The sequence below is a fragment of the Microcoleus sp. PH2017_28_MFU_U_A genome (assembly GCF_020738035.1).
Lineage (GTDB): Bacteria > Cyanobacteriota > Cyanobacteriia > Cyanobacteriales > Microcoleaceae > Microcoleus.
Genome location: NZ_JAEQCX010000028.1, coordinates 40,234 through 62,290, shown reverse-complemented (window position 1 = coordinate 62,290; position 22,057 = coordinate 40,234). Strand labels below are relative to the sequence as shown.

Annotated in this window: 13 protein-coding genes; 4 read left to right on the top strand and 9 right to left on the bottom strand. The window is 45.6% G+C overall.

Annotated features, from left to right (window positions below; translation table 11 throughout):
• Positions 1 to 98: 98 nt before the first annotated feature.
• The 5 genes from JGK14_RS04125 to JGK14_RS04105 form a co-directional block, all read right to left on the bottom strand.
• The gene (locus JGK14_RS04125) at positions 99 to 1,226 is read right to left on the bottom strand and encodes a glycosyltransferase family 4 protein (protein WP_293178827.1); all 1,128 of its coding nucleotides are present in this window, start codon (positions 1,224 to 1,226) and stop codon (positions 99 to 101) included.
• Between the two features lie 462 nt (positions 1,227 to 1,688).
• Positions 1,689 to 2,861 (bottom strand): glycosyltransferase family 4 protein, encoded by a 1,173-nt coding sequence (locus JGK14_RS04120; protein ID WP_293178824.1) that lies wholly within the window; start codon positions 2,859 to 2,861, stop codon positions 1,689 to 1,691.
• Positions 2,862 to 4,482: 1,621 nt separating this feature from the next.
• Positions 4,483 to 5,172, bottom strand: coding sequence for a CPBP family intramembrane glutamic endopeptidase (locus JGK14_RS04115; protein WP_293178821.1), 690 nt, complete (start codon positions 5,170 to 5,172; stop codon positions 4,483 to 4,485).
• Between the two features lie 351 nt (positions 5,173 to 5,523).
• Complete coding sequence (locus tag JGK14_RS04110) at positions 5,524 to 5,982, bottom strand: hypothetical protein (RefSeq protein ID WP_293207126.1); 459 nt, start codon at positions 5,980 to 5,982, stop codon at positions 5,524 to 5,526.
• A gap of 1 nt (position 5,983) precedes the next feature.
• Complete coding sequence (locus JGK14_RS04105; RefSeq protein ID WP_293178815.1) at positions 5,984 to 7,315, bottom strand: AAA family ATPase; 1,332 nt, start codon at positions 7,313 to 7,315, stop codon at positions 5,984 to 5,986.
• 77 nt (positions 7,316 to 7,392) lie between these two features.
• Between JGK14_RS04105 and JGK14_RS04100 the strand changes: the two genes are divergently transcribed.
• Entirely contained in the window at positions 7,393 to 8,982 is a 1,590-nt protein-coding gene (locus tag JGK14_RS04100) for an Hsp70 family protein (protein WP_293323977.1), read from the top strand.
• Between the two features lie 201 nt (positions 8,983 to 9,183).
• Here JGK14_RS04100 and JGK14_RS04095 read toward each other — a convergent pair whose 3' ends face one another.
• A complete protein-coding gene (locus tag JGK14_RS04095) occupies positions 9,184 to 9,705 on the bottom strand; it encodes a L,D-transpeptidase (protein ID WP_293178839.1) in 522 nt (173 codons plus the stop codon).
• A gap of 117 nt (positions 9,706 to 9,822) precedes the next feature.
• Complete coding sequence (locus tag JGK14_RS04090; RefSeq protein ID WP_325314794.1) at positions 9,823 to 10,461, bottom strand: bifunctional 4-hydroxy-2-oxoglutarate aldolase/2-dehydro-3-deoxy-phosphogluconate aldolase; 639 nt, start codon at positions 10,459 to 10,461, stop codon at positions 9,823 to 9,825.
• 54 nt (positions 10,462 to 10,515) lie between these two features.
• Here JGK14_RS04090 and JGK14_RS04085 point away from each other — a divergent pair, with 54 nt between their 5' ends.
• Together JGK14_RS04085 and JGK14_RS04080 are read left to right on the top strand one after the other, a co-directional pair.
• Entirely contained in the window at positions 10,516 to 10,833 is a 318-nt protein-coding gene (locus JGK14_RS04085; RefSeq protein WP_293207120.1) for a hypothetical protein, read from the top strand.
• A complete protein-coding gene (locus JGK14_RS04080) occupies positions 10,826 to 11,089 on the top strand; it encodes a type II toxin-antitoxin system RelE family toxin (RefSeq protein WP_293207117.1) in 264 nt (87 codons plus the stop codon). The genes JGK14_RS04085 and JGK14_RS04080 overlap by 8 nt, the downstream gene beginning before the upstream one ends.
• Positions 11,090 to 11,156: 67 nt before the next feature.
• Here JGK14_RS04080 and iscB read toward each other — a convergent pair whose 3' ends face one another.
• Positions 11,157 to 12,449, bottom strand: coding sequence for an RNA-guided endonuclease IscB (gene iscB / locus JGK14_RS04075; RefSeq protein ID WP_293178803.1), 1,293 nt, complete (start codon positions 12,447 to 12,449; stop codon positions 11,157 to 11,159).
• Positions 12,450 to 12,821: 372 nt separating this feature from the next.
• The gene (gene ftsH3 / locus JGK14_RS04070) at positions 12,822 to 14,660 is read right to left on the bottom strand and encodes an ATP-dependent zinc metalloprotease FtsH3 (RefSeq protein WP_293178800.1); all 1,839 of its coding nucleotides are present in this window, start codon (positions 14,658 to 14,660) and stop codon (positions 12,822 to 12,824) included.
• 612 nt (positions 14,661 to 15,272) lie between these two features.
• On the opposite strand from ftsH3, the gene JGK14_RS04065 reads away from it, so the two are divergent.
• Positions 15,273 to 22,001, top strand: coding sequence for a glycosyltransferase (locus tag JGK14_RS04065; protein WP_325314793.1), 6,729 nt, complete (start codon positions 15,273 to 15,275; stop codon positions 21,999 to 22,001).
• The last annotated feature ends 56 nt before the right edge of the window (positions 22,002 to 22,057 follow it).

Here is a 22,057-nt window from a genome sequence, read left to right as displayed (position 1 = left end):
GTTATCCAAAAGTGAATAATGCTGAATATTCTGCTAGTTTAACACATTATTCAGATAATTGCAGCAAAATTCAGTAAATCAATCAACAGGAGAATGCTCTATTTGTACAGCTTGTCCGTTAATTGTGGCTGACGTTCGACTGCGGTGTACAGTGCAGCCTCGAAGATATCGGTTGCATCCTCCCAGGTATAATGTATCACCGTGTCCAAAGCAGTCTCAGACATGGCCCGCCATTCGGCATCTGACAACTGACAAATCTGCTCGATCGCTTTTGCCATATCCTCTGGGTCTTCTGGTTTCACAAGTATTCCACCCCCGCCAGCGAGGAGTTCCGGAGCCGCGCCAGCAGGAGTGCCGATCACTGGAGTGCCACAAGCCATCGCTTCTAAAATTGGCAAGCCGAAGCCTTCGGTTTGGCTGGCAAACAGCCAAGCATCGCATTTGCTGTAAAGTTCTTTGAGTTCGTCTTGACTAGGTATCTTGTAATACTCAATATTATGCTGCAACAAATCCGGAGGAGCAGTTTCGCCGGAACCAAAGGCAACTAAACGAAGATTAGGGATTCTTTTGGCCGCTAGATTGAAAGCTTCAATGGCAAGAGCACAGCCTTTCCAAGGAGCTATAGAATAGTACATCCCGACTGTGGGAACTGACTGCTTGCCCCGCGGCTGCCCCGATCGCGATCGGGGGTCGTAAAACTGTGTGGTGTCAACAGTGGGAGGCACGAGAGATACAGACAAATTACCAAATTCATCCCTAGCCTTGTCTTCCAGCCACTTAGCGACGGCAATTTTGTGCATCGGCAGCCGCCAAGTTGCATCTACTCGAGCTTTTGGTGTGTAGTCAAAAGCCTCGTAGTGTTGGAGAAAATATACTTTCGCTCCTTTGCTGGGGGAGAGTTTAGACACCCACTCGGCAGTTTCCCACCAAGTAGCCATGATAATATCGGCATCAGGTACGTCCCTGTCGGTAATTGGACGGTAGGTTTCGGTAACTCGACTTTCGACATCTATACGGTCAAAGTGAGACGGCCCTCTCGCCTGAGCGGGTTCCCAACCCTTACCTCTGACCACAGAGCGCAATTGTTGCATTAAAGTTGGTCGTTCGTGAGGTGTAGAGACGATACATATTGTGTGTCCTCGCTGTTGGAGAATTTGTGTGTAGATAGACAAAACCCTCATGCCACCTGTAAGAGCAAGGGTAGGAAGGACAAAAGTAATTCTCATAGTATAGGTAGATGTGAAAGATCAAAACTGGTCGATCGAACTTCTCCATCCTAATCCATTCGCACTTACCAGTCTCTTTTTGGGTTTGGCGCAGGGTTTAGGTCAATGATCGAGGCGATCGTTACTTGATGTCGAGCCGGCCGTACTTTGTCGTCAGGGACTTTTGCCAATGACAAATCAGGAGATGTGTGAGGATTAGACAAGTCTAACCTTTAACAGCCTGAGCTTTCAAACATCCGTTGAACTCGGGTTGAGATTTTGGCCGGCAGTAACAGGAAACCAGTATTTGAGGTAGATGCGGTCAGAATTAGTGTCGAAACTGCTGGGTATAAAACAGGACACCGCCGATGTGAGTTTTACTAGAAGCACCCTACCAAACGATAATTGAGTTCCTACGCAGAATCCCGCGATCGCTGGCATCACTAGCGCAGAATTTCAAATTGCCGCTGTTAACATCAAAGCTTAACTTTTTCCGGCGCCGGTGGGAACCGCGCATGGTAATGGGCCCCGCACATAGTAGGGAGAACAGGAAACTATGTTAACTTCACGCTGTTGAGATTTCTCTACAGCAACTTTCAATCCTGCTTCAAAATGCTCCGTGGCATCTTTCCAAGAGTAATTGGTCACCTTAGCATAGGCGGCTTCCGACATGGCTTGCCACTGGGCATTCGACAAATGACACATAGATTCTATGGCTTTTGCCATTTCTTCGGGATCTTCTGGGCTTACAAGTATGCCAGTACCGCCGCTCAAAATTTCAGGAGCAGCGCCTGCTGTGGTACTGATGACGGGAGTGCGGCACGCCATCGCTTCGATAATTGGCAAGCCGAAGCCTTCAGAGCGACTCGCCAGCAGCCACGCATCGCATTTGCTGTAATAATCTTTGAGTTTGTCTTGGTCGGGTCTAATTACATACTCGGCATTGGCTGGTAGCGGCAATTCCGGGGATGGGGCCTCTGTACCGAAGGCAACCAGACGCAGGTTGGGAATTTTTTCAGCGGCTAGGGAAAAAGCTTTGAGTGCGATGTCGGTTCCTTTCCAGTAAATTGCAGAGTACATCATGCCAATGGTAGGAACCGATTGTTTGTGGCGAGGGCAGGCATAAAATTGCTTGGTGTCAACGCTCGGAGGAGCTGAGGAAACTTGGCGATCGCCATATTTAGTCCGAGCTAGGTCAACTAACCAGTCAGAGATCGTAATTTTGTGCATGGGTAGCTTCCAGGTTGCTTCGACTCTACCTTCAGGTAGATAGTCAAAAACTTCATGGTGCTGGATAAAATAAGCTTTAGCTCCTTTGCTCGGGGAGAGTTTTGCTACCCACTCGGCGGTTTCCCACCAGGTGGCAACTACTACGTCAGCGTCAGGCACATCTTTGTCTTCTATTGGGCGCGAGCGATCGATAATTTTGCTTTCTACACTGAGATTATCGAAAAATGATGGCTCATTTTCAGGTGTGGAAATCCAGCCCCTTCCCCGCAGCAGCGACTTGACTTGCTGGCGCAGACTCGCTTGCTCATGGGGTACAGAGATGACGAACACGGAGTGTCCTCGTTGTTTCAAGAGTTCTGCGAAAATAGATATTACTCGAATTCCACCAGTCAGACACAGAGTAGGAAGAACAAAGGTGATTTTCATGTTTAACTCCCGCTGAATAATCCGACTCGGTTTCGACGCTGCGATGAGCGCGCTTTGTGAGAGCCGACAGGAAAGAGGGGCGGGTGAATCTTAATTACCGCTTTCCCGGTGTGGGCATAGAATCAAACCTAGCGACTGTTCGCAACACCCCAGTATAGATCCACAATTTCGCTGTCATTCAATCTATAGTAATGATGGATTCGATTCACCAACAGTTCCCTGCGGGATATTTTTTCGGGTCTGCGAAAGTTACTTCTCAAGACAGATACGCGATCTAACATCAGCTTTTTTCGCCCCACACACGAAGCTCTACAACACTTCCTGCCTAACATAACATCATTTGCTGATCTTACCGACACAGAGTTACGGTTTACCGTAACTCTCCAAACTTTAGTGTTGGGGAAAGGTAGCCAGCGTAACAATATTCCGGAGATTGACAATCGCCGTCCGGAAAAATTTGTTATAAAATTCTATTAAATTAAATTATTAGTTATAAAATATTAATTCGCGATAGCTATCATCGCTAGAAATACTGATGCTTGACTGTGTGTTTTAAGTTACTATACGCTCTGTATCGCTTAAAAAATATATTATTTATTCTGAATTCAGAGATGTAATTTGCTCAAACACCTGCACGGACGCGAGCTGATTCTGAAAGGGAATCGCAGAAATCACAGTCATGGATAGGTTAATCAGGAAAAACTGGTTTTTTTTAACTATTGCTCGATCTTGTTGCCGTAAATGTCTTAAAAAACCGTTTGATGCGTCTGGACTGCTGAAAAAGGTAGGTTTGTCGATCGCTACAGAATATATAATTTGATTGGTATCAATTTAATTAACTGCCTGAGTTTTAAATTTTTTAATGGCAGGCGATCGCCTGAAAGTATCCCCAAAAGTGACTGCCACTTCTCCACCGAGTATGTAGCGTGCCCAACAGATGTCTAAGTAATTACCGTAAAATTCAAGTTCCCCCAATTACCTAACGATCGTGTAAATATCACAACAATTGTCATGGTGCAGTGATATAGATCGTGGCAACCTTGACTCTTAATTGGTAGCCGCAGCTTAGCGGTATGTATCAAGCGAGTTCGCTTACAAAAAAAATCCTGCTATGAAAAAATCATATTTCCTGAGTTGACGATTCCGAAGGACAATCGGTGTACTTTTGAGCGTTGTGGTGCCCAGGGTGGCAACGATATGGTTTGCCAGTTTTCACGCAGTAAAAATTATGCGATCGCCAGCGCAACAAAATCTCTAACTTTAAATAGATGTCTTCACACAAAGCATTTCTCGGTGGGAATACATGAACTTTCAATTGTTGTACAGCATCAGTCAAAATCCCAGCAGCGTCCAATACGGTTGAGTTAAGAGAGTCCCGCAGTCATAACGATTTGAAAAATAGACACTGAGATTGCTCTGGGGCGCGATCGCTGCGGACAAAAAGTGTTAGCCCAAGCGTATTGGGCTATAGTTTAATACGGTTCACTTAAGAAGATAATTGCTCAGCGCCCACCTGACTTAACCGAGAAATGTCATAGTCTCTGCGATTGCCGCGCTCGATCGCTCGCAATGACAAAAACGTTAAGTGAACCGTATTTGGCTATAGTTGCTAAAAAAGTGGCTAGTTAAAGAGGATTTGCCAAGCAATCATTGCGAGGGCTAAATCTGCGATCGCGTGGCTGATATAACTAGGCCACAGCGAACGGTAAGTTAGATAACAGTGCGACCAAATTATCCCGGCGGTGAAGACGGCGAATGAGCCTAAAATCACAGCGCGCCAGTCGCTGTAGGCTGCGATTACAAAAATGTGGTGGAGGGTGAAAAATAGTGAACTGAGAAATATGGCTGGTTTTCCTGGTATCAGAATCTGGCATTTGTTGCAGACAAACCACCGCCAAGTAAATTCTTCAATCAGCGAGTTAACTAGCACGAAATATGCTTCAACAATTAAGTAAATATTTTGGCTGTTGGTTCCCAATTGGCGAGCTTTTTCTTTGGCCGCTACAGGATCGATCCAGTGCTGGCCGAAAAGGCTGTAGATACCCACAATTACCGCAAACATGGCTATTCCCCAAATGGCTCCAGCCCGCAATTCTCGCCGCTTGGGGAGGGATAAATGCAGTTTTTGCCGATCGACTAAAACACACCAGGCGATCGGGAAAAGGAGCAACCAAAGTTGACACAAGGCTGATACTGTTTGTCCCCAGCTTCCGGGGGCAATATACAAGCCTGCTATTATACCAATACTCGCAGCGGGGACGAGCAGTGTGAGAGCTAAGAGTGCTGTTTTGCGATCGCCAATTTCCAGCATTTTTTACGCCACCTTTGAAAATTTGGATTGACATCAAAGGTAAAAGCTTGGCCGGTTCCCAGAGGTGATACCAGTTTTACAAAAATTTAACTTTAGCCAAACCTGAAATTCTGATGCCGTCAGTCATGCCCAATATAAAATATAAAATATAAAATAGTATGATTTTTGTGCCACTTATCAAAGTGGTGCGTCTTTGTGGCATCGGAAAATTGGTATAATGGCGATCGCACTTCCGATCCTAATCAGGAATTACTCTAAATTAACTCAGTTGTCGGCTTTTTGAAATCCGAGCGATCTTTCTATTTCGGGTTCAGCACCATTTTGCAGCCAATCAAGAGGTTTTTCTGCTATTTAGGCTGGATTTACCCATATAATATCTTTAAGCTCATCAACCTCTACTGCTACTTTAGCAAAACATTGTCTGACTTTGTTATCAAGTGAAATTACTGTGCGATCGGTAGCGATCGCAGCTTCCACCAACCGCAAATCTTTAACCATTATTTCCCGCTCTTTATCGCTTTCGGCAATCGATTCAACTTGAGACCACAAATTATCATCTACCGCGATATCGCAGGGGCATAGTTTCTTCTTTGCCACCATCCGGCGCAGCCATATACGAGCGGATTTTGATTGATGCTTGTTCCACTCATCTCTAATATCTGGAGTCATCACAACTCTGTGAGAAATATCCAACACAGCTTCGAGAAAATCGCGACAGTAAACAGATATGGGATAGGTTGCATCTTCTCCCCCAGCAGCACGCGCCACAGAAGCATCAATTACCAGGCGTTTAGAAACTTTGTCTGCCATGTTAATGCTTCCACAAAACAGCTTCGGCTGCATCCAAATAGCGGTTTTCTAGATGCAAAGAAACATCGCCCAAATCTTCAGGCCAATCTCCAAAAGCTCCCGTCTCGTCTAAATCGGCACTACTGACTTCTGTGACACCATCGTCGCGCCGTTTAAACCAGTGAAGTTTGACTAAATTAGGTAGTAGTTTACCCTCGGCAACTAACGATTGAACTGCTAAAAGCAGCAATTCACAGTGAGTTTCTAGAACTACTCGCACACCTCGATTTGCAGCATCAACTAATATCTCTGCTAAAGCAGCTTGAGCGCGAGGATGCAAGTGAATTTCCGGCTGTTCTAGGTAAACTAATTGTCCTGGTTCTGCTACAAGCAAGGCAACTAAAATAGGCAAAGTTTGCGATACCCCAAAGCCAACATCAGCAATACTAACCGTATCGATTGCACTCCCGCTGCGGGATAAACGACCTACCAGCAGTTCAATTTGTACGTCATTAATCTGTCTGGCTTCAACTTTCCAGTTGAGTCCCAGGAACTCTAAGGCTTGACCCAATTTTATCAGTCGATCGTCCTTGGTTTCTTGCCAGGAATTAACTATACTAGCAACATAATTTTCAAAAATTCCAGTAAATTCACTGCCAAATGCTGCGATATTATAGGTGCGTTCTGGATTGCCTCTCGATCCGGGAACATGAATTATCTGGCGAATATATTTTTGAAAGTTGATTGCCAAATGGGATGAATCAAAATGACTTTCACCAAGTCGTAAGTCTAAAAAACCTCGAACATTACTTACGCTCCATAGTGGCGGTTCTTCGTCAATATTGTCTAATAAAATATAGTAATTTTCCGCAAAGTTTTCTGGAAGAACCTCAATCACTTCTTGATGTCGCATTCCCGGATAAATAGTAATAATTTTATCATTGTCAGGAAAACAGTAAATTGCCTTGACAATTCTAATGCCAGGTTTTGGCTGCTTGCTGAAAACGTTTTTCAAAAAATTATCTCTCTCTAGATTAACCCTGACATAAAACTCATCGTTGTATTTTTCAGGTGACAGTTTAGACAATATCTGTTCTGCGGATGTAAACTTAACATTCGGCCCGTCAAGTTTCAAACCACCCGGATCGTAAGGGGCTTCTAGCGTTTGCTTCATCAGCAATAGCGGCTGCATAATGCTAGACTTACCAGAACTGTTGGCACCGGCTAAAATTGTCAGCGATCGCACTTCAATTTGGCACTCTTCATAAATAGACTTGTACCCGCATACTGCAATTTCACTAATTCCCGATACAGGCTCTTTGTTCTGTGTTGCAAAGGAAGTGGATTGAGTCATAATATTATGTTTGCATTGTCAGCTCTAAATACCATAATATTATAAGATAATCTTTAGTAGCTGTGTATTTTGGCCCAATGACGATCGCAATTGACTTTGGAACTAGCAACACCGTCGTCGCTCGCTGGAATCAAGCTCTCCAGCAGCCCGAAACCTTGAAATTGCCGGGATTGTCGGCAATCTCGGTTCAAAATCCACCCCTAATTCCCAGTTTACTCTACGTTGAGGACGCTGCTCAAAATAAAGTCATCCTCGGTCAGCAAGTCCGCGACAAAGGCCTCGATCTGAGTGGAGATTCTCGGTTTTTTCGCAATTTTAAGCGGGGAATTGGCACTTTTGTGCAGGGTTTTGTGCCGGAACTTGACGGGCAAATTGTTGATTTTGAACGAGTCGGTGAGTGGTATTTGAGCCAAATTGTGAACTCAATTCGCGAATTGCCTTTGTCGGTAGATTCTTTGGTTTTTACTGTGCCGGTAGATAGTTTTGAAGCTTACCGCCATTGGTTGGGTAAAGTTTCTGAATCTCTGCAAGTGGAACAGGTGCGGATGTTGGATGAGCCTACGGCGGCTGCTTTGGGTTACGGTTTGGCCGATCGCGAAATTCTATTAGTGATTGATTTCGGCGGCGGCACTCTCGATATTTCATTGGTACGCCTCGATGTTAATGCCAACAAAAAGCCTTTGGGGTTTTTGCTGAAATGGGGCGAAAAGTTGTTAGCTGAATCTTCTGCACAAAAGACAAAAGTTGCCAGGGTTTTGGCTAAAGCCGGACAAAATTTAGGCGGTTCTGATATTGATAATTGGTTGGTTGACTATTTTGTTAAAACGAAAAAGTTGGCAAAATCTCCGATTACGACGAGGTTGGCAGAAAGGTTAAAGATTCAGTTATCTTTGCTAAATAATGCGGTTGAGGTTTATTTTGATGATGAAAATTTTGAGAGTTACGAATTAGAATTAGACCGATCGGGCTTTGAATCTATCCTTGCCGAACATCAGTTTTTTGAGAACCTCGACGAGTGCATGAATCAAGTATTGCAGCAAGCGCGGCGCCAAGGCTTAGAAATTGGCGATATCAATGCAGTTTTGCTCGTTGGCGGTACTGTCCAAATTCCTGCGGTGCAGCGTTGGGTGCAGCAATATTTCGATCCGGCAAAAATTCGGTGCGACAAACCCTTTGAGGCGATCGCCCAAGGTGCTCTACAATTAAGTCAAGGCATAGAAATCAAAGATTTTCTCTATCACAGTTACGGCATTCGCTACTGGAACCGCCGCGACAATTGCCACAGTTGGCACAGTTTAATCAAATCCGGTCAGTCTTATCCGATGACCGAACCGGTAGAATTAGTCTTGGGAGCTTCTTTGGAAAATCAGCCCAGCATAGAATTAATTATCGGCGAATTGGGAGCGGAAACTGGTGGGACGGAGATCTATTTTGACGGCGACAGGCTAATTACTCGCCAACTCGCGGGCGAAAGATCCGTACAGCCGCTAAATGACAAAGACGGAGCTCGCAGTATCGCGCAATTGACGCCGCCTGGGTATCCGGGGAGCGATCGCATAAAAATCTTTTTCCGCGTTGACGAACAGCGCTTTTTGCGGATTACTGTGGAAGATTTGCTAACCAATGAAACTTTGTTAGAGGATAAACCAGTGGTGCAGTTAAGTTAAATATAGGACGTACGGTTGAAACCGCGTCTAGACAAAGGAAGTCCGCCTCCGCGGACTGAATGAAATCAAAAATTCCCACGCCCTTGAAGTGAATTTTGTCTCCATAAATGTAATTTTAACCGCTCACTCTTCAACCTGCGGAGGCAGGTTTTGTCTGTATAGACGCGGTTTCAACCGCCGTTTGATCTACGAACCTATTAGTTAAATTTCAGATTTGTGCACCACTACAGGCGTCCCCACCGAGGCCCAATTGAACAGCCATTTAGCGTGATTTACAGCTACATTTGTGCAGCCGTGAGTGACGGGATTTCCAAACAAATTGTGCCAGTAAGCGCCGTGAATTGCATTACCGCCATCGTAATACATTGTATAGGGAACGTCGGGCACGTCGTAGTCTTCCCCAGTCATTCTAGTAACGCGATATTTGGTTTGGATGGCAAAGGTTCCCGTGCGGGTGGGAGTCGATGATTTGCCGCTGGAAATAGTCACCGCATAAACGGGTGTATTTCCTTCCCAAGCTATGAGTTTTTGTCTTGACAAATCAATTTCAATCCAGCGCTGACTGGATTGCTGCAACTGCATGATTCTATTGGCAATTATGTTGCGCTGTTCGCCTGCAAATGCAGGAATTTGTCCGCCACAAAATGCAGCAACTGTTAGGGCGCAGGCAACACATAAAGTTCCTGCGCGACGCAAGTAAGTTGAGTTGATAATCATGTTTATTCCTCACACCCAAGACGATTTGATAGTTTTAGATTGAAAAATTGAAGAATTGGGAAACTTTCACACCTGGTACTATTTTAAATTGTAGATTATAGATTTTAAATTGGGAAAGAGGGCTTAACAAGTTGTTAAGTTTTGGGTGAGAGTTTTGGCAATTTCGACGATCGCCCGCCAATCTCGATTTTGCACTAAGTGTTTGGGAAATAAGTCTCCGGCTAAACCAACGGCGATCGCCCCAGCGTCAATAAATACCTTGGCATTTTCCAGCGTCACCCCGCCCGTGGGAATCAAAGGAATGTCGCCCAGAGGGCCTTGCAGGCTTTTCAGGTAAGCAGGGCCTCCCAAGCCTGCGATCGGAAAAACTTTCACGCAGGTAGCACCTGCTTGCCACGCCGTCATAATTTCTGTGGGAGAAAAAGCACCAGGGACGATCGGCACTCTCGCATCAACTGCTGCTTGAATCATGCCTACATCGGTGTGCGGAGTAAACAGGAATTGAGCCCCGCAATCTATGGCTTGCTGCAACTGTTCTAAGTGTAATAAAGTGCCAGTACCAATACTAAAATCTGGCAATTCTGAGCGGAGTTGCGAAATTAATTCAGCGGCTTTGTGGGTATTCCAGGTAATTTCAATAAATTGGATTCCTCCTGCTGCTACAGATTTTGCCATCTGCCAAGCGACTTCCTGTTCGGATGAACGGATCACGGCGATCGCTCGGTGTTTTTTTAGTAGTGTCAACCAAGATTGATGATTCATGCTAACTCATTCTGACTAGGATATAATTTTAGTACACATTACAAAATTCGATATATGCCAAACTACAATATGCGCGGCGTTCAATTTTTAATAGACAATGAAGGCAACAAAACCGCTGCAATTGTTGACCTCAAAGAACACAGCGAATTTTGGGTTGACGTGTTGGCTGAATGTGGCGAACCGACAGACTTTCAGTTTTTAGTTGACGGCCAAGGCGAAAAAATTGCGGTGCTGCTTGACTTCGAGAAGCACGGCGAACTCTGGGAGGATGTTTATGACTCTTTGACTATTGAATCTAGACAAGATGAACCAAGAGTTCCCTGGGAAGAAGTTAAGCGCCAGCTTGAGGAAAAGGGTATGTTGAATGTCTGATTACTTGGTCATTACTGCACGTTCGGCTCAAAAAGACCTGGACGCTCTGCCCGTTGAAATCAGCAGTCGCATTTATCCCCAGATAAATGCTTTAGCCAGTGTGCCCCGTCCCCCAGGCTGTCTCAAGTTAAAGGGGGAGAAAAACGGCTGGCGAATTCGGGTGGGCGATTACAGGGTAATATACACCATAGATGACGACAGCCGCACGATCGATATCAGTAAAGTGCGTCACCGGCGAGAAGTTTACCAAGGGTGATATCAAGTCCGGTTATATCGAAATGATGCAGTGCGATCGCCCGATCGCTACCCCTCTAATCGCTGATTCATTGGACATTTGTGGAAAAAGCATACATATATCCATCGTTGCGGTGGATTGATTTACAGTATTTATGACGTACTGGACTAACCTTGCCGAGTGGCGTTCTCATTTCAAAAACTCCGCTTTCTCTGACCGTCAGCCTGCCGACGTGAGTGCCTGCAAACCTCCCAGAGGGGAGAATCGCACTTACCATGTCGCCAGTCCCAAACCCAAAAAACGTTTTGCACCGCGTTCTGTGCTTGACAGGAAATCCGTATTTATTGGTTGTACACATTTGACGGCTGCCCCATCCTTTAGCTGCAATTAACAACGGTTGATCCGTTAAAACTTGCAGCACTTCTACATTTCCTACACAAGCTGCATCCAGCCAATGAGTTTTAGCTAGTCCTAAACGAGTCCGATTGTACTTTGTTCTACCTCCAGTTGAAACTTCTATGGGCAATCCTGTTTGTTTAAGTTGTTGGAACAATGCCCAGCCGGTTGAATTCACAGCAGTTGCATCTTTCAAAGGTTGTGAGGCCTGTTTCAAAATACGGGACAGGATGTCAGGCTTTTTGAACAAGAAATCCCGAATATCTTGATTGCCTTTGGCTTGGTTGCACCCACGGCAGGCTAGGGTAAGATTGGAAACGCGATCGCTTCCCCCTTTTGATTTGGGGTGGATATGTTCTACCTCAAAAGGTACGTTTTCAACACCGCAATAGGCGCACTTTCTCCCCCACTTCGCTAACAAGTATTCTTTGACTTCATAGCCCGCAAGTTCCCCTTGCTGATACTCTTTGCCGGATATTTCGGGATTCTGCATTGCAAGTAAGTCAAATTTAACTAACTCTTGGGATATGCCTGTAATTGCGACGTATCGACGGATGCGGTTGACCCAAGTCACGATGTTTTTCACCCTAGATTCTAAGCTTGGTGGCAACCATCCAGGTGCTCTTGTGCGGTTCAGAAAACGTGGTTTGCGGTAACGAGTTTTGCGGTTGCGACGATTGCGACGAAGGTTGCGACGTGACTCTAAGTCATTTTTAATTTGTTGCCCGCGATGGCTCAAATGAGCCCCCCAGAGAACTTTATTACCGCTAACGATCGCCAGCCCAGTAGTTTTAGAACCTGGATCAATTTTTAATTGAGTCGGTTGCGTTTTTGGGTGAGAAACCGCATATTTCAGAATAATTGTGAACGGGTAACGGAGATACACAGCAGCTTGGGCTAGTTTTAACAATCGTCTTGCTTGTCCTGGTGCTACTAGCTCAAGTGGTTGTTTGTTGGTATCTAAAACGAATACAAAGTTAGACATGAAAGTCCTCTGATTGCTCAGGTTATGTTTTCCTCGCCAATGTTTTGATGGCTTGTTGGGTTAGAGACACTGACTTAACCAAATACATCTGTTTAATCTCTAACGACAGAGCTACAAGCTGGAAAGCACCCGTAGGTGTCATCACCCTCAAAACGTAGTATTCAAGATACTTAGGCTGGCTATTTGTCCAGTGTATGAACTAGCTGTTGAGTCTTGTCCACTGTTTGGTGAATAGCATTGCACAATGAAATTAAACAGCCGATCGCACCACAAAAAAATCGGGGCGATTCCAGACAATACCAGAAGCACCCCAATTATCGATTTTAAGCTTTAGATTAAATCTAAAATCTAAAATCCAAAATCTAAAATCAATTAGGCAATTGTCGCCATCTTGACATCGCTATTAGCTAACAAATTTTGCAATTCATCAGCATCGACAGTTTCCTTGTCAACTAGCATATCTGCCAAGGCGTTCAGCACGTGGCGGTTGCCGACGAGCACGTCTTTAGCGCGCAGGTAAGCTTGCTCTACCAACAAGCGGACTTCATCATCGATCGTAGCTGCGGTTTCTTCAGAAAAGTCCCGTTCGGCCATGATATCGCGACCCATGAACATATTCCCTTGTTGGCGACCGAGAGCTACAGGGCCTAGCCGATCGCTCATTCCGAAGCGAGTTACCATTTGGCGTGCTACTCTTGCCACTTGTTGCAAGTCATTGGAAGCGCCAGTTGTGACTTCTTCTTCACCGAAGACAATCTCTTCAGCAATGCGGCCGCCCAAGGCTACCGCCATTTGATTTTGCAAGTAAGAGCGAGAATACAAGCCAGAATCCATGCGATCTTCGCTAGGTGTGAACCAAGTCAAACCACCAGCGCGGCCGCGGGGGATAATGCTGATTTTCTGTACGGGATCGTAGTCGGGCATCAGCGCACCGACTAAAGCGTGACCGGCTTCGTGGTAAGCTACTAAGGTTTTGCGTTTTTCGCTCATCACGCGGTCTTTCTTTTCGGGGCCGGCGAGGACGCGATCGATCGCATCGTTGACTTCATCCATCGAGACTTCGGTCAAATTGCGACGGGCTGCCAAAATTGCTGATTCGTTGAGCAAGTTAGCCAAATCCGCACCTGTGAAACCGGGTGTCCGGCGGGCGATTTTTTCCAAATCCACATCTTTTGACAAGGTTTTGCCGCGGGCGTGAACGTTAAGAATTTCGAGGCGGCCGGAGAAATCGGGGCGATCGACCACAACTTGGCGATCGAAGCGACCTGGACGTAGCAGCGCAGCATCCAGCACGTCGGGGCGGTTAGTAGCAGCAATCAAAATGATGCCAGTATTGCCTTCAAAACCGTCCATTTCGGTCAGTAACTGGTTCAGGGTTTGTTCCCGTTCATCGTTACCACCGCCCAAACCAGCTCCGCGCTGGCGGCCTACGGCGTCAATTTCATCAATAAATACGATACAAGGAGCGTTTGTTTTAGCTTGTTCAAACAAGTCGCGGACGCGGGAAGCACCGACACCGACGAACATTTCGACAAATTCCGAACCGGAAATGCTGAAGAAAGGAACACCTGCTTCTCCGGCGACTGCTTTGGCGAGCAAGGTTTTGCCTGTTCCGGGAGGGCCGACTAACAGCACGCCTTTGGGGATTTTAGCTCCGACTGCGGTGAAGCGATCGGCATTTTTCAGGAAGTCCACGACTTCAGCGAGTTCTAGCTTGGCTTGTTCGATGCCGGCTACGTCGCCGAAAGTCACCTGAGTTTGAGGCTCCATTTGGACTCTAGCTTTCGATTTGCCGAAGTTCATGGCTTGATTGCCGGGCCCGTTTTGGGCGCGCCGCACCAGGAAAAACAGTCCCACCAAGAGCAAAATCGGGAAGAACAGGCTGCTGAGGGCTTTTACCCAGAAGCCTTCGTCGTTTTGGGGCAGAACTGAAATATCTACCTTATTTTTGGTCAGGATGTTAATCAGTTCGGGGTCGTTAGGCAGGTTGACAATTACCTTGCTGCCGTCCTGAGCCGTTACGAGAGCTTTACTGCGATCGGAACTGATATTTATTTTGTCTACTCTGTTGCCTTCGACTTCCTGAATGAATTGACTGTACTTCCAAACTTCCCTACTTGGGGGCTGTTTGTCAAAAAATGCAGTGGCTAGGGCAATGACTACAATAGCCAGCAGTGCGTACAGTCCAGCGTTTCTCCAGCGTTTATTCACCGAGGTCGATCCTCCTAATTATTTAGTCCCTGTGATTTGGGAATTTTTATTTATGTTCATCAATCTTAACGTATTTGTAACTTGTTTTTGTGTTGTCAGGAATCCCGGCAAGGGCGATCGCTCGTCTGAGGTCGTGGAAACCGAATGTTCCTTCACTGCGTCAGGAGATGGGAGTATTTTACTAAAGAGTCACATATAGCATAAATTAAAACTTGTCAAGCCTTTAGTCGAAGTAATCTTGAGGGGGCGGACTCCTGATAAGATCAGTCCTGGACGCACGGGTGGCCAGAAACCGGGTTTTTTTACGAAAATCCTTCGTTGGAGTCGCGAGATTAGGCAAAAAACCCGGTTTCTTTGGTAGGAATACGTCCAGGACTAAAGATATCTGAGTCAGGGCTGCATTGGTGTAGGATGTTCCTGTTTATTCACTCTTCATATATAACGATCGACCGTTGAGGAACCGTCCGAAGATTTCAAGCCTCAGGATTAAAACAGTCTAGCCTACCCATTGCCATCACTTTGCAAGATTAAAAATTGAGTTAAGAGCTAGAGATATTCGGCATTCCAATACAGACAGTCACTTGAATAACCTTGTAAGTTTAGATAATCAAAATGAAGTGCAATATTTGTGATTTTCCAACAAACAGCTTGGCTGCGGCAACGGTACTAAAAAAATATAACGTTGAGTATTTTCAATGCTCAAATTGTGGATTTGTTCAAACCGAGGAACCGTACTGGCTTGAGGAGGCTTATTCAGAAGCCATAGCTAGCAGCGACGTGGGAATGTTATCGAGAAGCACGATGTTCTCCACCGCAGCCAATAATATTATTTTTAATTTGTTTAATCACCGCGCTAATTTTTTAGACTACGGGGGCGGCTACGGTGTATTTGTTCGGATGATGAGAGATTTAGGATTTGATTTTTCATGGCATGATAAATATTGCAAAAATATATTTGCACAAGGCTTTGAAGCCGAGGCAAACAGCAGCTACCCCTACGAATTAGTCACAGCATTTGAAGTATTTGAGCATTTTGTTAACCCGCTGTCGGAGATCGAAAAAATCTTCAAATATTCTCGCAATATTTTATTCAGTACCAGATTGCTGCCAGCCAACAATCCCCAGCCCAGCGAATGGTGGTACTATGCCCTAGATGAAGGTCAGCACATTTCTATTTATACCACCAAGGCACTGTCTATAATTGCCGAAAAATTCAATTTAATTTTTTACTCTAACGGCGATTCTTTGCACCTCTTGACAGAAAAGGAAATCCCGCATCAACTTTTTCAAAGCTTATCATATTGCCAAGAGCCGGAATTAAAAAAAGCCTCATTACTCCAACATGATTACGAGGCAGCTTTGAGAAAAATTGCAGACACAGAGAAACGCAAATTAATGAAAAATCCAGCAGCCGTATCTCCTGAAAATTTAAAAAAGATTGTGATTGACGGCGTATTTTATCAGCTTAACAGCACCGGCATTGGTCGCGTCTGGACATCGCTGCTAGAAAACTGGGCAGAAAATGGTTTTGCTAAACAAATTCTAGTTCTTGACAGAGCGGGAACCGCCCCCAAAATTCCCGGCATCCAGTACCGGAATGTAGCCCGCTACGACTACAGCCAAACCGATGCAGACCGCCAAATGCTACAGCAAATCTGCGATGAAGAAAAAGCCGATTTATTTATTTCTACTTATTATACAACGCCTTTGTCAACGCGATCGGTATTCATGGCCTATGACATGATTCCCGAGTTGATGGGACAAAATCTTGCTCATTCCGAGTGGAGAGAAAAGCATTCCGGTATCCGCCACGCCTCAGCCTACATAGCTATTTCAGCAAATACAGCCCGCGATTTAGTTAAGGTTTTTCCGCAGATATCCTCAGCTTCTGTAGCTGTAGCGCACTGCGGAATAGACGCCAATTTCTCGCCAGCCGATAGAGAAGAAATCGCAGGTTTTAAGTCAAAGTACGGCATTGCTAAACCCTATTTTCTTTTGGTAGGCGAGAGGGTAGGCTGGCATGGTTACAAGAATGGGATATTATTCTTCAAAGCCTTTTCTCAACTTGCCAATAAGTTTGACTTTGATCTAGTCTGCACAGGCGGCAAACCTGTATTAGAACCCGATCTGCAATTGTATTGTTCTGGAATCACTGTCCGCACGCTGCAACTAAGCGATAGCGAATTGAGAGTTGCTTATTCGGGTGCTGCGGTATTAGTTTATCCGTCGAAATATGAAGGCTTTGGATTGCCAGTCGTCGAAGCCATGGCTTGCGGTTGTCCAGTCATCACTTGTCCAAACGGTTCGATTCCAGAAGTAGCAGGAAAAGCAGCGGTTTATGTAGATGGCGATGATGTCAGCGGGCTTGTCAATGCTTTGCGGGAAATACAGAAGCCTGCTGTCCGCAACTCATTAATTGCGGCGGGGTTAGAGCAAGCTAAGAAGTTTTCCTGGTCGAAAATGGCTGCAACTGTTAGCTCAGTTTTGGTTCAAGTAGCTGAGCGTTCCCTTCAACCGCAAGCCCATCCAGCCTTACAGAGCGAATTATCGAATTATGACACATCGCAGCCTGTCCCGTCAGCTTTCAAAGTATCTGCGATCGTTTCTACCTACAATTCCGAAAAATTTATTCGCGGCTGCTTGCAAGACTTGGTAGATCAAACGCTGTACAAACAAGGCGAACTGGAAATCATTGTAATTAACAGCAACTCCGAACAGAACGAAGGAGAAATTGCACGGGAGTTTCAATCGAGATATCCCAACATAATTTATTGCCGGATACCACAGCGAGAAACAATTTATGCAGCTTGGAATCGAGGAATCGAGATGTCGCGCGGCAGATACATTACTAATGCGAACGCCGACGACAGACACCGCCCCGACGCATTGGAAATCATGGCTAATTATTTGGACTCGCAACCAAAAACTGCTCTGGTTTACGGCGATCAATTAATTACGAATGTTGTTAATGATACCTGGGTTGCGACGCAAGCTCAAACGCGGTGGAATTGGCCGGACTTTTCCTATGGGGAACTGGAACGACGCTGCATCATGGGTTCTGCGCCAATGTGGAGAAAATCGCTACACGAAAAACACGGCTATTTCCGAGCAGAATTGACGGCGGCTGGCGATTACGAATTTTGGTTGCGGGTGGGAAAAACCGAAAATATGTTCCGCATCCCGGAAATAATTGGGCTTTACTACCACAACGAGCAAGGTTTAGAACATGGTTCAGGGCGATCGCAACAAGAAACGCTTAAGATATGGAATGAATACGGCATCATCCGCCGAGGTATTAAACCCGCCACTACCCTCCCCGTTGCAATCTCTCCGTCACAGCTAAACGCCATGCCCTACCGCACCCCCGAACCAGCACTCGTCAGCATCATCATCCCCTGCTACAACCACGCCAATCTACTCAGAGAAGCTGTTGAAAGTGTTGCCAATCAAACCTATCAAAATTGGGAGTGCATCATTGTCAACGACGGTAGCACCGATGATACCAGCAACTTCGCAAATTATTTAATTCAATTGTATCCTCAAAAAGCGCTGCGCCTCATCGACAAACCCAACACGGGGCCCGCTGATTCCAGAAATGTTGGCGTTCAGAATTCCTCAGGAAAATTCATTTTATTCCTAGATGCTGATGATAAAATTCATCCCAAATTTCTGGAGGAGTGCGTTGAAGTTTTATCAGCGAAACCGGAGGTGGGTTTTGTCTATACAGATGTGCAGCACTTCGGCGCCAACTGCGATTTAGTTATCCACGGTGACTTTGACCCCAATAAATTTTTGAGAGACAATCAAGCCCCCGCTACTTCTTTATTTAGAAGAGAAATTTACGAGCAAGTAGGCGGCTTGAAAAAAGTGATGAAGCTGGGATGCGAAGATTGGGAATTTTGGATTTCTGCCTATGAAAAAGGCTGGTTAGGCGATCGTTTACCTCAGCCTTACCTCTACTACAGGCAACACGGCGACGGCTCTAGCAGAACCCAAAAAATGGCGGGAGAACGCGAAAAGTTAGACTTGATGAGGGCTACAATTGTTCGCCTGCACTCTCAACTTTACAAACCAGAAGAAGTGCGTTGGTCAGAAAAAGTTTTGCAACAACACGGTAACTTAATTGCTGATGAATTAGCTCAGCTTAATAAACCCGAACAGTTTTTAGCTTCCCTTCCTCAATACCTGGGAGAGTATCAAAAAGACCAAACGAATCAAGTTGCTCTCGCTCACATCCGCCACAGCCGCCGACAACTTGCCGATTATTTTGTGAATCTGCCCCCAGAGCAACTAGAAACGGCCTACTCCGGTGAGGCAGGTAAGGCACATCAAATGCTGGTTAACAGCACTATCAAATATGAAGCGACAACAGATACTGAACAGAGTTTAATCGGTCAACTAGAAACACATCTATCCCAGGGAATGAAAACTCTGAAAGATGTTGGCTACTTACTAGCAGCCTCTCTCTACCGTCGTGCCGATCAGTTATTGCTAAAGTATGAAAATGCAGCTATACCCAATTGGTTTGTTAACGACTATCTCAAGTTTATGTTTACCGCGCCGACGCTCTTTCAAGAACTAGGAGAGGCTGACAATTATTGCCGCTACGTTCAGGGATGGGTTAGTTACGTGCACCGCAATATATTCCAAAACCAAAATTCACAAATTTGGCAGGAAATTGCCTGGTTTTTCACTCAAACCGCTAACTTTATTCCTTTGTATTTCAATAGCGAAAATCTCAAGCAAGTCTACACCAAACGGGCAGAAATTATTGAATTTGCGATGAAAAATCGCGGGGCTGCCATTGATTGCATTTTTCCGGCAAGGCCTGCAAACAGACAGAAAATTCGCGTCGGAGTTCTGACTAAGCATTTCGGGGCGATGACGGAAACTTTCGCGACTTTGCCTGCTTTTGAATATCTCAACCGAGATCAGTTTGAAATTATTTTGTATGCTATCAATCTGGATGGCAATAAACTAGAACAGTATTGCCAGAGTCGGGCTGACAGGCTGGTGCAATTGCCGAGTGATTTGCCAAGTCAAGTTCAGGCTATCCGCGCTGATGACTTAGATATTTTGTTGGTTGCTACGAATATTACTGCTGTCACTCATCCGATTAGTTTACTGGCGCAGCATCGATTGGCGCGGGTACAAACTACTTGTTTTAATTCTCCTGTGACTACGGGAATGCGCCACGTTGACTATTATATTGCTGGCAAGTTGATGGAACCTGGCATTGAGGGATGCGCGCATTATCGCGAGGAATTAGCCACTGTTGACGGCTTGGGTTGCTGTTTTAGCTATACCCTCGAACCCTATACTCCTAATGTTCAACTGACTAGAAATAGCCTGGGGATTTCTGAGGAATCGGTTGTGTTTATTTCCAGCGCTAATTTGTATAAGTTGGTGCCGGAGTTAAGGGAAACTTGGGCGAAGATTCTGGCGGCTGTTCCTAATTCTCTGCTGTTTTTAATGCCTTTTGGCCCTAGCTGGACTAATTATTATCCTGGGGCGGCTTTTGTGAATAATATGCAAGGCATTTTTGCGAAGTATGGGATTGATAGTAAGCGTTTGCGGGTGTTGAAGGCTTTTCCTAACCGTGCGGATGTTAAGGAAGTTTTGAAGTTGGGTAATGTTTATTTGGATTCTTACCCCTATGCGGGGACTACTTCTCTTGTCGATCCTCTGGAGGTGGGATTACCGACTGTTGTTCGGGATGGTGATACTTTACGATCGCGCATGGGAGCAGCAGTGGTACGATCGCTCTTGATGCCCGATTTAATCGCCAGTGACGAGGCATCCTACATTCAGCTAGCCGTCAATCTCGCCACAAACCCGCAACTGCGGCAGCAAAAACGCCAGGAAATTCAGGAAAAAATGCAGGGCAATCCCGCCTGTTTTGACAGTGTTGCATACTCGGGGGCGATCGCGAAACTATTCCAAGAACTCTTTAGCAACTGGCAAGCCAGCCACCTAGAAGCCTCCCGCAGCTTACAGGATAGCATTCCCAAACAGCCAGACTTGGGCGATAAACTCTTGCATAACGTCCAGCTTTACCAAAGAAACTCATCAAACATCTCAGCAATATCCGAACTCCGCCAAATCCGCAAACAAATCGCTGATTTCTGGCTAAATGTTCCCACCGAAAACCTAGAAGCCACCTATAAAAGTGCTGACGGTAAAAGCTATCAAATGCTGCTGCATAGCTACTTTCAACATCAAGCGATGATGGAAGGCGAACAAATATTTTTGCAGCAACTAACCCAGATTAGCAAAGGATTAGTCCATCCTAAAGCTGTCAACGCCTTGCTCGCAGCAATGCTATATTTCCCGCCGGGAACCATGCGGATTCCCGACGCTCGCAACCGCTTGCCGCACTGGTTAATCGGCGATTACGAACAAGTTTTTGAAACAGAAGATACCGTCGAGAATGAGTCAAGTTCTGACTTACTCGCTCAATACATTCAATCCCCGCAATTTGCAAATCAACTATTAGGATGCGTCAATCTTTACCGGATCGATCCGTCAGACGAATCGGTAGTTTTGGAACTCCGCCAAATCCGCAAACAACTGGCTGATTTTTGGCTAATTGTTCCCACAGAAAAACTAGAAAATGTTTACCGAGGGGAAGTTCGCAAAGCATATCAAGCAATACTTAGCTGCGGCTTGCAAGCCAAATCAATGACTGAAGCCGAACACAACTTTTTGCAGCAAGTAACCGAAATTAGCAAAGGGTTAGTGCATCCTCAAGCTATCAATGCTTTGCTGGGTGGAATGCTGTACTTTGTACCAGGAAAAATGCGGGTTTCCGACGCTCGCACCCGCTTGCCACACTGGTTGATTGACGATTACGAAAAAATCTTTGAAATCCCATTCGCGGACAATCAACAAACGATTGTCAACCAAGATTATCTCCCGCAGTTTCTCAATCAATTAACTGCTGCTGTGAATCTTTATGAAATTGACCCGACGGCGGAAATGGTAATAGCAGATTTGCGGGAAATTCGCAAGCAAATTGCTGATGTGTGGCTGAAGGTTTCCGGCGAACAACTTGAACTTTTGTACCGGAGCGATTTAGGTAAAGGTTACAAGGCAATGCTCGGGAGCGGGTTTATTAACGAGCCGCTTACTGATACTGAACGTGCTGTTTTGAATTCGTTGGTGGGTGAGTTGAGTAAAGGGTTTGGAATGCCTCAGGCTGTGAATTATTTGTTGGCGGCGAGGCTGTTTTGTCGCGCTGGACAGTTGCAAGTTCAGGATGCGGATAGTTGTTTGCCTGAATGGTTGTTTGAGGATTACGAGCAGTTTGTTGGGGGTGCGATCGAGCTTGCTGTGAAGTAAACGGCTCTACAGCAGATTGCAGGTGCATGGAGTACAATTTAAATCTTAAGCACCTG